This window comes from Dyella sp. OK584 (assembly GCF_057787755.1).
The window spans coordinates 4,013,409-4,028,395 of the sequence record NZ_CM173542.1 but is presented as its reverse complement, the minus strand read 5'-3'; the positions used below and the strand labels follow the sequence as shown (position 1 = coordinate 4,028,395).

Here is a 14,987-nt window from a genome sequence, read left to right as displayed (position 1 = left end):
GAGAACGTCGGTGTCTGACTTACAAGAGCACATCGCAGCGAGTTTCTCTGCGCAGGGGCTAATGGCTACCTTGGGTGCGGAGCTCGTTCGAGTTGCCCCTGGTGAGGTACAGATTGCTCTTCTCCCTCGTCCGGAGCTGTCGCAACAGAACGGCTACATTCATGCCGGCGCCATCACTAGTGTGCTTGACAGTGCTTGTGGCTACGCCGCCCTGACCGTCGCGCCGGCTGGCCTCGATGTCCTTACCGTTGAGTTCAAGATCAACTTCATCCGCCCTGCAGTTGCAGACCGGTTTGTGGCCATAGGCAAGGTTATAAAGGCGGGCAAGACTCTTACGGTGTGCCAGGGTGAGGTGATCGGCGAGCGAGGCTCGCGTCGAGAGGCTATCGCGGTCATGCAGGCCACGATCATCAATGTCTCGGCGTAGCACCTAACCATTCATTCAAGCCGACGCTGCTTCGCGGCGCGGTTAACCTCAGCAAGGACGAGAGGCGCTATTTGGCCAATCCGGCGCAACCCATCGACTCGCCTGAGAACAGCTCGGGCTCAGTACCGTCCCGCCCACACTCGACCCAAGTTCTTTTCCGTCGCAGATAGTCAGCCATCAACGCGAGTTCAGCGGACTTCTGCTCAATGCGGCCGATCTGCTCATCGATCATCTTGACGTGTCGCTCACGCGCAAGCGCCTCATTGAGATCGTCAGCGCGGGCCTGGCTGATGAGATTGCCGATCTCCTTCAATGGAAGGCCAAGCAGCTGGCCCAGACGGATCAGCTTCGAGTCGATAACGTGCTGGGCGTTGAAGATCATGTAGGGATTACGGCCTCCCTTGTCGGTGATCCTGGGCGCCAGCAGGCCCTTGCGCACATAGAAGCGAATCGTATCGGGTGTGAGGCCCGAGACTCGGGAAAACTCGCTAATCAACATAAGAAAAACCATTGACCATGAATTTTAGTCAATGGTTACGGTACCACTTTCAATTCCCATACCGGATAGCGACAAGCCTGGATAGCTTGCGCAGGCACGCGCTTGCCTGTGACAGACGCAATGTCGACAGAGTCAGGCAGCACGAGTTTGTAGATGCACCGGCGTCTGGCTTGGCCTGAGCTGATGAATCATGGAAAGCATGCAGGCCTGCCCATTGACCATGGACCATTGTCCACGGTTAGGGTGCCATTCCAGCATTACCCGGCAGCCCAAAAATGTATCGGTTCGCGCTGTTAATACCCGGCCGATGGCGGGTTAGCTGCGATATGCCGTTTCTTTACAAAGGAGCGGAGTTACGGGCGGATGCAGCGATATCACCTGGCCGTGCTGCTGCCTGAAACATCGATCTACTCATCTACTTCAAGAGAAATGCGCCAATGCTTACGCCACAGCAAGTTCGGAAAATGTCCGCCGATCTTCCCGCCGACCCCTCCTACATCGTCACCAACACCATGATCATCGACGCCCCGGTTGGTTTCGTGTGGGAAAACCTGCCCAAGAACCTCGACATCAGCAAGGTCATGCGGCCGTACCGCGGCCTGCCCGGCGCTGCAAGCTGGAAGGTCACGCCGACATTCAACGAAGGGGGCTCCAGCATCATCTACACGATGACGGACAGCAGCGAGGTCGTTGAAACGATCCTCAAGCGCGACAGCTACCACTATGTCTATGGGTATCTGCCGCCGATGCCGATCTTCGATTTCTGGCAGGGTAACTTGTTCTACTCTCCCACCTCCGACGGCAAGACCAAGGTTGTCTGGCGTTACTGGCTCAAGCCCAAGGGCAGCCTCATCAGCAAGCTCGGTGCGCGCCTGGTGAAGCGATTCATCTGGAAGGGCTACACCGCTCGGGCCGCAGCAGCCATGAAGGCTGAGGTCGAGCACCTGTATCGCGGCAACCTCTGATTCGCACTCGAGTCAAACGCCGCATCATGGAGAGCAAGGTCGTGGCGGAGAAGCGATCGATCGTGAACCGGCCAGGTCCTATAAGCCTTGGTGACCATGGGCTCCGCAGGGTTACCTTATCGCTGTCCTCGGTTGCCAGGCTGAACTGACGGCCATGACGATCTCCATCTCAAATGCCGGCCCCAGCAACCAACTTAACGGTCTGCTCGGCAAGCTGAGACGGCTGCCGCAGAAGTTGCAACTCCCTGTTTTCGACATCGTGTTCGGGCGCTTCACGCCGTTCTATCGCAGTGTCGGAGTCAAGGCAGTAGAGCTGGGGCCACAACGAGTTGTATTGGCGCTGAGTGATCGTCCGCGCTTACGCAATCACCTGGGCGACATCCATGCGGTGGCGATCACGTTGCCGGCTGAATATGCGGCAGGTCTGTTGGTGGGACAGCATGTTCCCAAAGGAGTGGTCGTGGTGGTCAAGGCCATGCACATGGAGTTGAACAAGGCTATCCGAGGCTCGATTCGAGCTGCAGCCATACTCGATACCGAGCAGTGCGAAGTTCTTCGCGAGCGACCCAAGGGAGAGATCAGTATCCCTGTGACGATTGAGGATCAATCCGGGCAAATACCCATGTCGGGCACCATGCAGATAGCCTGGTTCACGCCTAGGACGAAAATCTAGTTCGGATACTCGATCAGCACCTCAAGGCGTCCTCATGACAAATCTAGACGGCCACGACACGCCCGCATTCATTGCAGAACAGAACAGAGGTCAATTCCGTGCCTAACCCCAAGACGAGGCTAATTTCCCTACCAGGGCATGCTCCGGAAGACATCGTGGTCGATCATGAGGGGCGACTTATTGTCGGCGTGGACGATGGCCGGATTTTGCGCATAGATCGAGATACAAGTGAGATATGCATGCTGGCGCGCACCGGCGGACGTCCTCTGGGGTTGGAAGTCCTTCCTGATGGTCGCATCTTGGTCTGTGACAGCCCTTGCGGCCTGCTGGAGATCGATCCGCGAAGTGGTTTAGTGCGGACGCTTGCGGACAGTTTTCGTGGCGAACGGCTATCGTTCTGTAGCAACGTGGTGGCGGCGAAGGATGGCACTCTATATTTCAGTGCTTCCAGTACGCGTCACACGATTCATCGGTGGCGCCATGACATTGTGGAAGGTATTCCAACTGGACGGCTATATCGCCGTCATGTGAATGGGAAGATCGACCTCATGCTGGACGGGCTGTTCTTTGCGAACGGCCTGGCGCTGGCGTTGGACGAATCGTCGATTATCGTCGCCGAAACCGGGGCGTGTCGCCTGCGAAGGCTTTGGCTCACCGGTCCCTTGGCAGGGGCGAATGAGGTTTTCTCCGACTTACCTGGCTTTCCAGACAATTTGTCGATGAGCTCGTCGGGTCTCATTTGGGTGGCCATGCCGAGCCCGCCGAATCCAGCGCTGGCACGGCTGCACCAACTTCCCTTGATGCTTCGCAAGTTTGTTGCTCGAATGCCCGACGCTTTACAACCCAAACCTGCGCGCGTCGCCTGGGCGATGGCTATCGCTGACGATGCTCGGGTAGTACACGACTATCGGTGGGATGACGGCTCTTACAGCATGGCCACCGGAGTTTGTGAGTATGAGGGCAGGGTGTACCTAAGCAGTCTTACTGAGAATGCCATTCTCTGCATTGAGCCCTAAGGTGAGGCACAAGATTTGTACCGCTGACTTTTGCATTCTTGGCATCCACTGACTTCGTTGCCCTGCCGGAACGTTTGTGTCAGTGGGGTCTATGCGAAACGGGGCGAAGATCTGCCCTTGCGCAGTCCCGATTGGCTCGGCGCTGCGCTTCAGCACTGCTTAGTTACATCCATCGCGATCTCCTCTTGCGGCCTCCTCACGCGGAGTGGCGCGAGGTCGCGTTTCGGAAAAATATGGCAACACCGCCTTGCTATGAGTGGATCCGGATCAGGTTGAATACCAAGTCCGATGGGCGCCATGGCGAATCCTGATCCGGGTTAGCTAGTAAGCCAGGTATCCAAGCGCTTGCTGGACTCTGTCAAATACTTACCGATTCCTTTCATTCGGACGGCCACTAGCTTGCAGATCGCGTTTGCTTCTCTGGAATGGATATGGGAGGAGACGTCGCGCAGGGACCTGGCCGGTCCAGAGTCGGCTGACACCAATGTTTGTACACACCGCGTGACACCAATGTGCGTGCGGGTTTGGTAACCAAAGTCTGTGCCGCTCAGCTGGGCGATGTACGTGCTTCGATTGGTGTTGGAGGGCAAAGTGTGTGCGTCGTCAGACGAATCAATGGCTTAGTTTGGCTGCCTTTAAGCGAGCAGTGACGATTTGATAACCAAAGTGCGTGCCCACAAGCGGCACTTCGCTTTACAGTGAGGTCCGCTTTCGACTGCGACTTCAGCCGATGAAAGGGACCAGGGGATTTCAATGGACAGCCTCGTGACGGTTACGTAAGCCACTGCCAGAAGGAGACGCACCATGATGCGGATCGCTGTCTCACTGATCATCGCACTGATGATTTGTACAAACGCTTCGGCGGCTCCCATCTCGACTGGAGTAGACGGCACTGTAAGCTCGTCCCCAGCACGCCCTGGTCCACAACGTGCCGGCGAATCGGACGGCACGCCGATGGTTGGCGTCGCCGTGCAGTTACGCAAAGCGAACGGCCAAGTGGTAGCACGTGCAGTCACCGATGCGCAGGGACACTTCAGGGTACAGGTGCCTGCCGGCCAATATTGGGTGGAGGTCGATGTCCAAGGCGCGGCGCTGCCGCGATGCGAGATAGCCCGCGCCCTCGTGCACGACGGTCGACTCGCGCGCGTACGCTTGGACTGCGATTCCGGAATACGTTAGGGCGCGGCGCTGTTCCGCTGGTTCCAGGCGCGACGGGACTCAGGCACCCTCGCCCCGTTGCCGGGATGAGGGTGCCCTTCAACGGTTACTGGCAGGTCGAGAACTTGAACGATTCCAGACGCGTGCTCCAATTGAACGCACCGGTGGTCTTCAGATATTCGTTCGTGTACCAGAACGTGCAGTCATCGGTGGGATCGATGGTCATCGCGCTATAGTCACCCCAACGCGACAGGTTGCTACCGCTCTGCGAGCCAAGTCCCTCGATGATGCTGTTTTCGACCTGCATGGTGCTCAACACATCGGTCGCCAGTCTACCGGTATAGCGGATAGCCGGATGGATGGTGCTGCTGGATGCGCTATAGCCCAGCGCCATGTTGCCCTGTTTGTCCATCGCCACTGAACCCATCCAACGATACGTAGTATCGGGCGAGAAGGTTGACTGCTGGTACACCACGGGTGTCGTGCCCGGACTGCGAACCTCGTACCAACGTACGCCGGTATACGGGTTCTGCTTGGTCGTACCGACCTTTACCGAGTGAGTGACAACGAGCGACTCGTGATCGGTGAAGTTCCGATAGGCCAAGCGGAACATCAGGCGATCGGCCAGCGAATCGAGCTTCTGCCTCGTGCCGGTCTGCGGAACGCAGGTGCCGCCACCGCACGCCGCGGCAAACGAGGCGACCGGAATCGACGTAGGACCGGTTAGCGTCGTATTGGCGGTATTGGTCCAGTCCACGTGGAACTTCCACAGGTTCAGCTTGTTGGTACCGAAGTTCATCAGGTAGTTCGGCGAGCCAGCCGGCGGTGCGGTGGAACCATCGAGGTCAGCCGGCAGAACACCGCCATAACTGGTGGACAGCTGGAAGCATTGCTGCGTCGCGGCCGCGCCGCTCAGCATTGCATTGCGGTCATAGGCACACAGTTTGGCGCCGGCGAAGGTGTTGCCGTTGAACATGTTGAAGGTTTCGTAATACGCATCCGGCCACACGCCCATTTTCGGATAGTCGGGAAAGACGCTGCCATAGGGAAACGCGTAGCGGTAGTAGGCGCCGGTGGCGTCACTCGTCGCGGACACGGCCACGCATTCGAAGTACGGCGCAGCAGTCACCGCGAACTGTGAGATCACCCAGCGCCCGGCAGCCTTGTCGTAAACCACCGTGGCATCGCCGTCGTTGTCGGTTTCACACGGACCGCCGAAACCTGACCACACGGTATTGGTTTGCACCGGACCGTAGGTCACGGTTTTGGTGGCTTTGTCGAACACCGCAAAGCCGGTATTGACGAGTTGCACGTACTGCGTGGCACCCACTGCGCCATTGGTATCCGGTGGTGCGCTGTTGACGGTAAACGTCCCCTGTGGGCCGCTGAAACCGTTGCCCACGCCATCGACGCCGGAACCCGCCGTCGGGGCGAACACACCGGTGGTCGCCCCCTGTACGGCGCCGTCGGTTGGGTTACCCGGACCATCGAGCCACGGCAGCGGATGCTGCGGATGCTGGTGCGGACTCTTGGAGAAATCGTCGGGTCGCGGCATCACGCCGCGCAAGGAATGTAAGACATCGTGCTGTACGGCTGGACTGACATCGGGGCCGCTTAGGGTATCGGCGTACGCGCTGCCCGCGAGGACAAGGCCGATGGCGACGCAAAGCGCAACACCTCGGCTACCCGGCTTGTTCAATGACATGACTCCCTCCAGTGCGATGATGCGTGACCTCATGAAAGGCCCGATTGCGCATACGACGCATATGGCCGTGGTGAAGACCACAGCGAAACACGCAGACCGGAATTCCCCCGTCGAAACGCTGCATCCTGCGGCGTCTCCCCACGACGATGGGCGACGGGACGTTGGAAGGTATACCTTACGGTTGGCTTCCGCGCGTGATGCTCATCACAGAAGGCAAGGGGCCCACGTCGTCGCTATCCATGGTCTGGCCTACATGGTTGTTGCTTTGGCTGCAGAAAGGCTTCCAGTGCTGCGGAGCCATGCGCACCAATAGCCGCGAACGTATTAAGCACGCTTCCCGCCGCCTTTCGAATCAGATCGTAGACCTCTGGACTGCCCCAGGAAGTAAGTCACTCGCCAGCCTCGCACTAGGGCCTGCTCAAAGGCTTCTGAACTGACGCCACTTAGGTGACTGTAGCTGCGGGAGCCATTGTAAAAGGCATCGATGCAGTCGACAAAGTCGGTGCGGGTCAGATCATGGGTTTCCTTCCCGTATCGGGCTGATGTAGCCGATAGTCGAGTGGCGTCGTTTACATTCTGACACCAAGCAAAGTACGTGCGCCGTAAAACAAATCAATGGATTAGCCTGACTGGCTTTAAGTGAGCAGCGGCGGCTTGATAACCAAAGTACGTGCCGACAAGCGGTGCGTTGATTTACAGTGATGTCCGCTTCCGACCCGATATAGGTATTCCGTTCCGTTCTCGGTGACCATGTCACGGCTGCCAGGTAGCTGGCAGCGAGGGCGGGACTTGCACCGGCCGGCTACGAATATTCCGACCCAAACATCCGATGTTCGCCGCTTTGGTTTCGAGCCGGCCGGTGCGCTTGAGTTCCCTAACGAATACTCAGGGCTCGCCGAGTGATCGGCTCTCTATATTGGCTTCGCCGAGCTTAAGCACGCAGGTCTCGTATCGTGATCACGCCACGAGGTGACGTATGCGCACACATCGGGATGACGATTTTACGGCGTTCATCGGTTTGGATTGGGCGGATGCGAAGCACGACGTCTGCCTGCAACCGGCTGGCAGCGACGCGTATGAGTTCGGCACATTCGCCCATCAGCCCGATGCCATCGATGCGTGGGCGCGTGGATTGCATCAGCGCTTCGGTGGGCGCATTGCCATCGCGTTGGAGCTGGCCAAAGGGCCCGTGGTGTATGCACTGCAGAAGTACGATTTCATCGTTCTGTTTTCGATCGATACCAGCCTGCTGGCCATGTATCGCAGGGCGTTCAAACCCAGCCGGGCGAAGGACGATCCGACCGATGCACAGCTGGCATTGGAGCTGATGCAACGCTATCCCGACCGAGTTACGCCGCTCAAACCCCAAAGTGTGGAGATGCGCACCTTGAGTTTCCTCGTCGAGCAGCGACGATTGCTGGTCGACGACAAGAAGCGCTTGGTCAATCGCTTGGGCAACACACTCAAGCAGTATTACCCCCAGCTACTGGACTGGTTTGAGCAGCACGATACCGTGGTGTTCTTCGATTTCTTGCGACGTTGGCCCACGCTCAAGCAGGCCAAGCGGGCGCGCAAGGCCACGCTTGAAGCGTTCTTCCGTGCCCACAACGTACGCTTTGCCACGGTCATTGCCGACCGCGTGGAGGCGATCCGCACAGCCATGCCGTTGACCGAGGATCCGGCCGTGATCACCACGCATCAGCTGCTGGCTGAGGCCCTGGTCGAGCAGTTGCAGGTGGCACTGCGTGCGATCGAACGATTCGACGAAGAGATTGCCGTGCTCGCTCCCACGCTTCCGGACTACGCGCTCTTCGAAGCCTTGCCGGGTAGTGGGCCGATCCTGACGCCACGGCTGTTGGCTGCCTTCGGCGAGCAACGCGAACGCTTCGCCAGCGCCGAGCAACTGCAGCGCTATTCCGGTGTGGCGCCGGTGACGGAGCGAAGCGGCAAGAAAAGCTGGGTGCACTGGCGTTGGCAATGCCCTACGTTCGTCCGCCAGACCTTCATCGAGTGGGCTGCCCAAACGATCAACAAGTCCTTCTGGGCCGGAGCCTTCTATCGCCAACAGCGCGCCAAGGGCAGCCCGCACCAAGTGGCCGTGCGTGCGCTAGCCTTCAAGTGGATCCGCATCCTGCATCGCTGTTGGCAGTCCCACACACCCTACGACGAGTCGCGCTACCTTATGGCCCTGCAGCGCCGTGGCTCGCCCTTGCTCGCTGGCCTGGCTTCGTCAGATAGTTGACGGAACGGCTCAGGGCATGAAGCGGACAGGCATCAAGACAGAATTGCAGGGTCAGCAGTGATCACTTTTCAAATGGGGCGTCTTGTAGTCGACGGAACGGCTCAGGGCGTAAAGCGCCAATTTGTCCGAGCCTGCGATGAGCAAGGCGAAGGGCAGGAGCGATCCCGGCCAGTATCAGTTTGTGGCGGGGCAAGATCCAATGGCGGTCGGCGTCCATTGCCACGCCGGAATGGTTTCGCCGCGCGGTCGATAGCTCACGTCGAAGACGCCACCATTACGCCGGATCTGCAATTTCAGCGTGGCCGTCTGGTCTGCCTGAATCCCATCCTGTGGGATGGGTTTCAGGATTTCGTCACCATCCTTTAGGCCTGCTCCTGCCGCGGCTGATCCGGGGACGAGGCCGTGGATGATGCGTGGGGAATGCACCAGAACTTCCGGGGCGAAGCCAAGCTCGTAGCGGCGCATGGGTTTCTGTACGCGCTGGAAGCATGGGCCGAAGGCATCCGAGTCGAGCACGATCGGCTTGCCGCTCAACATATCGTCAAACTGCTGTTTGCCTCGTTGGCCCAATTCACGCGCCACAACCTCAACCCATGCTGCTTGCGTGAGGGGCTCACCAGCGCGGCGTCTCTTGAGAAACGCCTGAACCAGGTCGTCCAGCGACCGTTTACCGTGCGAAGCCTTGCTGATCTCTGCGTTCAGCTGTGCAAAGTAGAGCGCACCGCGGTCATATGGCAGTACGCGCACCCGCGTGTCAGCCCAGAAACGGTCGGGGATGTCACGATTGGGCGTTGTGTTGAGAAGGTCGGTGTAGTACCGGGTCGCCGTGTTGTTGATGTCTTTGAGATATGCATCGCGAGTGATCTGTCCGGCCCGGTACGGCAGCAATCGCTGGTAGTACACGGCCAGACCTTCAGAGAACCATGACGCGGCCAGCTCGTCCTTCTCATCCAGCGCGCCGACAAAGGTGTGCACCATTTCGTGGGCGAGCGTCAGCTTGAAGTCCTCCACCGACGTGCCATCGTCAAACGTGCCGACGAACGAGTTGGCCACCTCGACGCCGCCACCCGGATTGACCTTGTTACGCCTGAGGAAAACGTTGTAGGTCACGCCATGGGCGTCGAAGAACTTCAGGTACGAACCGTAAAGTCGGTGCGTCCACTGCATGAGGGTGCGCGCGTCGAATGGCGGCTTACCCTGCCAGGCCGAGAAGAAGCCGTCGACCGCAGGCGTTGCCGGCTCGTGTTCGACGCGGCCACCCATGGTAAACGTGGACTCCAATTCTTCCGGTGTCTTAGCTGCACTCGACTGCGCGCCCACACCAAGAGTGGAAACGCCAAGCGAATCGCTGCCGAGTGAAGAGAAATCCCAGTCGAGACGCAGGCGATAGGTCTTGTCGGTATCGGGCAGCATCACGTAGGTGCCTGCGAGTCCGGAAAAGCCGCCTGATTCGCTGCGAAGTTCCAGCGGTGGTGCCGCGCCGAGTGGGTTGGGTACGTCGGTGATAGCAGCGCGATAGCTGATCGTCAGCGGCCCATGGATGGCTCGGGAGGCCTTCCAGTGGCGGTATGGCTTCGCTTCGACGGTGTCATCCCGAAAACTCAGGATGACGAGGCCATCGGCGTCGATTGCCTTCAGGTTCTCAAGCGAAGATGCGACCGTCTTCACGTTGCTGCTTACGAGAGGCAGGCGGACCAGTGAGTCGCCCGGCGCGACGTCAAGTGATGTCCTGAAGGTGACATCGACGAATGGAATCCGTTGCGACGTATCCATGGCGCCTGGCCGAAGTATCACGTCGACCGTGTTGTCGGTTGCAGCCAGGACGGGGGACTGGGTCGTCAGCAACAACGCAGCGGCAACCAAGGTCAGTGCGTGCTGTCTGCCACGGTAGCCATGTCCCATCCTGTGTTTCGCCATGATTGCGGTCGTCCTGATGTGGTGGATCGAAAAATACCCCGGCACCGGCGGGTCACGGCCGATGCCAGGGTGCGGGGTAAAGCGTATGCGCGATCAGAAGTTATAGGTCGCCGAGATGCCGTACGTTCGTGGTTGGATGAGCAGCAGGCCGTACGAACTGATGCCGGTGGTGTTGTTCTGCGGGGTGGCGCTGAGGTAGCCCCGTGCGTCGGAGAGGTTCTTCACGTACAGGCTGACGTTCCAGCTCGTCGACTGGACGCCGGCATGAAGCTCGCCTGTGGTGTATGAGCGGAGCGCAAAACGTTGCGCGTCGGCCGAGGTGGTGAAGTTGCTCTCGCGATCGCCGACATAGCTCACACCGCCGCCAATGTTGCCGTCCAGGCCACTGCTGAGCGGAAAGGTGTAATCGGCTGATACATTGCCCGACCACTTTGGCGAGTAGGGAAGGCGGTCACCGGACTTGCCGTAAGTGCCGTCGGGCGTGTCCTTGGTAAGCACCGCATCGGTGTACGCAGTATTGGCGGCAATGGTGAGGCCGCGTACCGGGCGCCAGCTCAGGCTCAGTTCCGCACCCTGGCTCTTCGCGCTGCCGGCGTTCACGAAATAGGTGTTGCCGGAGTCCTGCGATATCTCGCTAAGCTGGATGTCCGTCCAGTCAATGTAGAACAGCGATCCGGTGAGCGTGAGCGTGTGATCGGCAAAGTCGCCCTTCAGGCCCCACTCGTAGCTAGTGAGCGAGTCGGACTTGTACTGGGACGGGAACTTGCCTTGATCATCGAGCAACAGCGAGTTGGCACCGCCGGCGCGATAACCTGTGGCCACGCGGAAGTAGGTCATCACATCGTTGTTGATGTGATAGCGCGGGCTGAAGCTATAGGTCCAGACGTGGTCGCTGGCGTCGTCGCTGCTGGTAGAGTCGCCGCCGTTGAGCGGGCCGGAGAAAGCGCTGGAAAAGTGCTGGTCCACTGAGCTGAATCGACCGCCGAGCTGCACGTCAAAGGCATCGGTGAACCGATAGGTCACGTTGCCGAAGGCCGCGATCTCCTTGAACGTGGACGGCGACGTACCGTCGTACATCGAACCCAGCCCTTCGTCCGCGCCCGTGGTTCCGTTCACTGCCAGCACTTGCTGGAAGCCGGTGGTGTGTTCGCGCGTGAAGAATCCGCCGACAAGCCAGCTCAACGGGCGACCGTCATCGGGTGATGACAGCCGCAGTTCCTGCGAGAACTTTCCGGTGTCGTTGTTGTTGACGATTTTGACGCCCAGTCCCGGAACGCCATAGATCATCTCGGCGATACCGCCAAAGGTGCCGGACACGTCCTGCGGACCAATCAGCCTGTACTGGTTGTAGCTGCTGACGGAGGTCAGGTCCGCCCAGCCGAGCTTGCCGTCCATCTGCACGGTGTACATGCGGGTCTTGATGTCGCCCATGTCCGTGCCAGGCAGGCGCGCGTGCTCGTACGGGCCAAACACCGGCGTATAGCTATTCTGTTCCATGTCCACGCGCGCTGTGCTGTCAGTGTGCGTGTTTTGGGCCAGCGCCGACGCGCGGATGCTGAAAGCATCGGAAACCTGCCACAAGTAGGAGAGACGACCACCCTTGCCATCGCCGCTGTTGACGTTGTGCCTGTGCTGTAACGGGTCGTCGACATAGCCGGCGTCCTGGCGGTCGAACGCACTCACGCGCACGGCCATGTCGGCACGCAGCGGAATGTTCAGCGACGCGCGTGCGGCATAACCCATGTCACCGTGCTCCGTGCTGGACACGTCGGACTGTACGCGACCATGGAAGCTGTCGGGATCGGGCTCGGCCATGACGAACTTGATCAGGCCGCCCATGCTGCTGGCGCCGTAGAGCGTGCCCTGCGGACCGCGCAGCACCTCGATGTGATCGATATCGAACGGATCGATGTCGGAAATGGAGTAATCGGTGGTGGACGAGCCAAATGGCGCGTCGTCGATGGATACGCCCACCGTGGGGTTGTTCTCGCTGCCGGCGGAAATGCCGCGTATCACCAACGTCGTGCGTCCTGAGCCGCGGTCATTCAGGCTCAGGCCCGGGACTGTCGCGTAATAGTCGTCCAGTTGCGACATGCCGGTGTTGAGCATGGAGGCAGCTTCCACCACCGTCATCGAGATCGGCACGTTCAGTTCGGACTCGGCCTTCTTTTCGGCAGTGACGGTTACGCCCTGCAGCGTCTTAGCCTTCTGACTGACGCCGGCTTCCTTCGACGCGTCGCCTTGTTGCACATCCTGGGCAAACACCGGCTGGGCAATTGCCAGCAGGGCGAATGCGGTGGTTCCGAACAGCGCCTTGTGCAACGCGCTGGTCAGGGCTTTCGCCTTCGGCTGGTGAATGGTTGGCTTCATCATGGCACTCCCCCACGAAACAATTCTGGTTGGACTGGGCCGCCGGTCATTTCGGCGACTTGTACTTTTTCAAACGACAGCAATCCCCTATCCGGAACGGGCCCGGATACCTCTCCATCACCTGTTGGAAGACGCGCTTGCGCCGTCAGCCGGGAGGGTCGGCCGCGAAACTGCTGACGATCAACTCAGTGATTCCAGCAGCTTCTCCACATCGCTTTGCGTGTTGTAGATCGACGGCGATACACGCATGCGCCCGCCTTGCACCGACACATCCACGTTGGCCTGGCGAAGCTTCGCTTTGGTTATTTCCGGGTCTTTCGCTATGTAGGTGGCAATCGGTGAGGCGGCATCTGCCGGTGTCATGGATGCATAGCCAAGCCTCGGCAGTTCACGCTGAAGATGCGCGATCAAGGTTTGGGCGTGTTGCTGGATCTTGTCCGTGCCTAGGTTGAGGATCTGCGGCAACGAATAGGAGAGCGCGGCGAGCGTTGCGTTGGAGTACGTGCCGATCTCGAAGTAGCCGGCGGCGTCTTCGTGCTGCGACCACGAGGCGGGGTAGGTGCCAGGTGTGTCGCCGGGAAACGCGTGATAGTCGAAGCTGTCGAGCTGGCGATAGCCGTACACCATGCGACGCAAGCGCGGTATCAGGCGCTGGTTCACATAGAGAAATCCCAACCCGAAGTCGCCCATCAGCCACTTGTAGCTGGCGCTACCCAGCGCATCGACGCCCAGTGCGCGCACGTCTACCGGAATGGCGCCCACGGCCTGCACTGCGTCCACGTACACCACGGCGCCACGCGAGTGGGCCAACTCGCACAACGCCTTCATGTCATGCTGAAAACCATTGATGAAGGAGACCAGCGACACCGCCACTAGGCGGGTCTCGCCGTCGATGACGCGCTCCATATCCTTTAGATCGATGCGCCAGTCCCGCGTGGGGCGCACGCAGCGCACGTCCATGCCTTGCTTCTGCAGGGCACCGTACATATAGAGCGAGCCCTCGAAGTGCAACGCATCGGTGACGATGTTGCCCCCCTTCTCAGGCAGGCCAAGGCTACCCACCAACATGGTTTCACCAGCCGTGGTGCTGTTGACGTAGGCAATCTCCTGGACGTCGGCGTTGACCAGCTTTGCGAAGTTCTGCCGGACCGAGCTCTGCAGGTGGTCGATCAGGTCCGGCGGCCGCCAGACACCGCGTTCCTTGTAGGTCAGGTACGCGTCGACCTGTGCACGCGCGCCGCGACTCATCGGGTGCCAGCGCGCGTTGTTGAGGCACGTCTGCTGGCGCACGACCTCGAAGTCGTTGGCGAGATCTTTCGGCACCAGCGTAGCTAGGCGTTGCGATGCGGCCATCGTCCGTCCCGCCAGTGTGAGTGCAGGCGCGAGGGCGAGACCCTTCAGTAGTTGTCGCCGGGTGATCGTCATGCGCACGGCTCGTCAGTCGTCATGGATCTCGACCTCGCCTTCAACTTCCACCGGGATATTGAAGGGGAGTTGCGCCATGCCCACGGCGGAACGCACGTGCGCACCGCGCTCCGGACCGTAGAGCGAAAGGATCAGATCAGAGAAGCCGTTGATCACCGCCGGTTGTTCGCAGAACGTCGGCGCCGAATTGACCATGCCGAGCACCTTCACCCAGCGCGCGATGCGATCGAGGCTGCCGAGCTCGCGCTGGATGCTGCCGAGCACGGAAAGCGCCACCTGGCGCGCTGCCACATACCCATCTTCGACACTCAGTTCGACGCCCAGCTTTCCCCTCATGGGATGGATCTCGCCGTTGGGCGCCTGTGGGCCGTGGCCGGAGAAGAGCAGGCGCGGACCGTGGCGTTGCACGAGCGAGAACGGCAGCCGTACGCCCGGCAGGCTCGGCATGGCCGGCGGTAGTGCCAGTCCCGCAGCCGCAAGTCGACGTTCGATCTCACCCATTCCCAGCTCCCCGTACAGAACTCCCACGCCCGTCATCCTGGCGTTGAGTGTCCATGGCCATGATTCAACTAATTGTTGAATCGATCAAC

General features: G+C 59.7%; 12 protein-coding genes and 2 pseudogenes. 7 read left to right on the top strand and 7 right to left on the bottom strand.

All coding sequences use genetic code 11. The annotated features are described in order from the left end of the window. Positions 1 to 10: 10 nt before the first annotated feature. Positions 11 to 427, top strand: coding sequence for a PaaI family thioesterase (locus AC3CBN_RS18140; RefSeq protein WP_488634381.1), 417 nt, complete (start codon positions 11 to 13; stop codon positions 425 to 427). A gap of 67 nt (positions 428 to 494) precedes the next feature. On the opposite strand, the gene AC3CBN_RS18135 is transcribed toward AC3CBN_RS18140, so the two are convergent. After that, positions 495 to 866, bottom strand: coding sequence for a MerR family transcriptional regulator (locus AC3CBN_RS18135; protein ID WP_488636768.1), 372 nt, complete (start codon positions 864 to 866; stop codon positions 495 to 497). After that, positions 867 to 926 (bottom strand): annotated as a pseudogene (locus AC3CBN_RS18130) (hypothetical protein); the annotation flags it as partial. It abuts the gene before it with no gap. A gap of 464 nt (positions 927 to 1,390) precedes the next feature. Between AC3CBN_RS18130 and AC3CBN_RS18125 the strand changes: the two are divergent. The 5 genes and pseudogenes from AC3CBN_RS18125 to AC3CBN_RS18105 all read left to right on the top strand — a co-directional run bounded on the left by AC3CBN_RS18125 (position 1,391) and on the right by AC3CBN_RS18105 (position 4,759). Further along, positions 1,391 to 1,891 (top strand): SRPBCC family protein, encoded by a 501-nt coding sequence (locus AC3CBN_RS18125; RefSeq protein ID WP_488634380.1) that lies wholly within the window; start codon positions 1,391 to 1,393, stop codon positions 1,889 to 1,891. Positions 1,892 to 2,045: 154 nt separating this feature from the next. Next, positions 2,046 to 2,564: a DUF4442 domain-containing protein gene (locus AC3CBN_RS18120; RefSeq protein ID WP_488634379.1), complete on the top strand. Its 519-nt coding sequence runs from the start codon at positions 2,046 to 2,048 to the stop codon at positions 2,562 to 2,564. 98 nt (positions 2,565 to 2,662) lie between these two features. Continuing rightward, positions 2,663 to 2,734, top strand: a pseudogene (locus AC3CBN_RS18115) (hypothetical protein); the annotation flags it as partial. A 69-nt stretch (positions 2,735 to 2,803) separates the two neighbouring features. Continuing rightward, positions 2,804 to 3,580, top strand: a complete 777-nt coding sequence (locus AC3CBN_RS18110) for an SMP-30/gluconolactonase/LRE family protein (RefSeq protein ID WP_488636767.1) — start codon at positions 2,804 to 2,806, stop codon at positions 3,578 to 3,580. Positions 3,581 to 4,384: 804 nt separating this feature from the next. Then, positions 4,385 to 4,759 (top strand): carboxypeptidase regulatory-like domain-containing protein, encoded by a 375-nt coding sequence (locus AC3CBN_RS18105; RefSeq protein WP_488634378.1) that lies wholly within the window; start codon positions 4,385 to 4,387, stop codon positions 4,757 to 4,759. A gap of 85 nt (positions 4,760 to 4,844) precedes the next feature. On the opposite strand, the gene AC3CBN_RS18100 is transcribed toward AC3CBN_RS18105, so the two are convergent. Then, a complete protein-coding gene (locus tag AC3CBN_RS18100) occupies positions 4,845 to 6,443 on the bottom strand; it encodes a hypothetical protein (protein ID WP_488634377.1) in 1,599 nt (532 codons plus the stop codon). A gap of 976 nt (positions 6,444 to 7,419) precedes the next feature. On the opposite strand from AC3CBN_RS18100, the gene AC3CBN_RS18095 reads away from it, so the two are divergent. Continuing rightward, a complete protein-coding gene (locus AC3CBN_RS18095) occupies positions 7,420 to 8,685 on the top strand; it encodes an IS110 family RNA-guided transposase (protein ID WP_488634376.1) in 1,266 nt (421 codons plus the stop codon). Between the two features lie 174 nt (positions 8,686 to 8,859). On the opposite strand, the gene AC3CBN_RS18090 is transcribed toward AC3CBN_RS18095, so the two are convergent. From AC3CBN_RS18090 to AC3CBN_RS18075, 4 genes are all read right to left on the bottom strand, one after another. Further along, positions 8,860 to 10,602, bottom strand: coding sequence for a M61 family metallopeptidase (locus AC3CBN_RS18090; protein WP_488634375.1), 1,743 nt, complete (start codon positions 10,600 to 10,602; stop codon positions 8,860 to 8,862). 93 nt (positions 10,603 to 10,695) lie between these two features. After that, positions 10,696 to 12,972 carry a TonB-dependent receptor gene (locus AC3CBN_RS18085; protein WP_488634374.1) on the bottom strand — a complete coding sequence of 759 codons (2,277 nt, stop codon included), beginning with the start codon at positions 12,970 to 12,972 and terminating at the stop codon, positions 10,696 to 10,698. 180 nt (positions 12,973 to 13,152) lie between these two features. Further along, positions 13,153 to 14,397, bottom strand: coding sequence for an aminotransferase class V-fold PLP-dependent enzyme (locus AC3CBN_RS18080; RefSeq protein WP_488634373.1), 1,245 nt, complete (start codon positions 14,395 to 14,397; stop codon positions 13,153 to 13,155). Between the two features lie 12 nt (positions 14,398 to 14,409). Further along, positions 14,410 to 14,898: a RidA family protein gene (locus AC3CBN_RS18075; protein ID WP_488634372.1), complete on the bottom strand. Its 489-nt coding sequence runs from the start codon at positions 14,896 to 14,898 to the stop codon at positions 14,410 to 14,412. Positions 14,899 to 14,987: the final 89 nt, after the last annotated feature.

Coding starts and splice junctions, on each gene's coding strand:
- AC3CBN_RS18075 (WP_488634372.1), bottom strand. CDS start 14,898: ATGGGTGAGATCGAACGTCGACTTGCGGCTGCGGGACTGGCACTACCG.
- AC3CBN_RS18085 (WP_488634374.1), bottom strand. CDS start 12,972: ATGAAGCCAACCATTCACCAGCCGAAGGCGAAAGCCCTGACCAGCGCG.
- AC3CBN_RS18095 (WP_488634376.1), top strand. CDS start 7,420: ATGCGCACACATCGGGATGACGATTTTACGGCGTTCATCGGTTTGGAT.
- AC3CBN_RS18080 (WP_488634373.1), bottom strand. CDS start 14,397: ATGACGATCACCCGGCGACAACTACTGAAGGGTCTCGCCCTCGCGCCT.
- AC3CBN_RS18110 (WP_488636767.1), top strand. CDS start 2,804: ATGCTGGCGCGCACCGGCGGACGTCCTCTGGGGTTGGAAGTCCTTCCT.
- AC3CBN_RS18120 (WP_488634379.1), top strand. CDS start 2,046: ATGACGATCTCCATCTCAAATGCCGGCCCCAGCAACCAACTTAACGGT.
- AC3CBN_RS18105 (WP_488634378.1), top strand. CDS start 4,385: ATGATGCGGATCGCTGTCTCACTGATCATCGCACTGATGATTTGTACA.
- AC3CBN_RS18100 (WP_488634377.1), bottom strand. CDS start 6,443: ATGTCATTGAACAAGCCGGGTAGCCGAGGTGTTGCGCTTTGCGTCGCC.
- AC3CBN_RS18125 (WP_488634380.1), top strand. CDS start 1,391: ATGTCCGCCGATCTTCCCGCCGACCCCTCCTACATCGTCACCAACACC.
- AC3CBN_RS18090 (WP_488634375.1), bottom strand. CDS start 10,602: ATGGCGAAACACAGGATGGGACATGGCTACCGTGGCAGACAGCACGCA.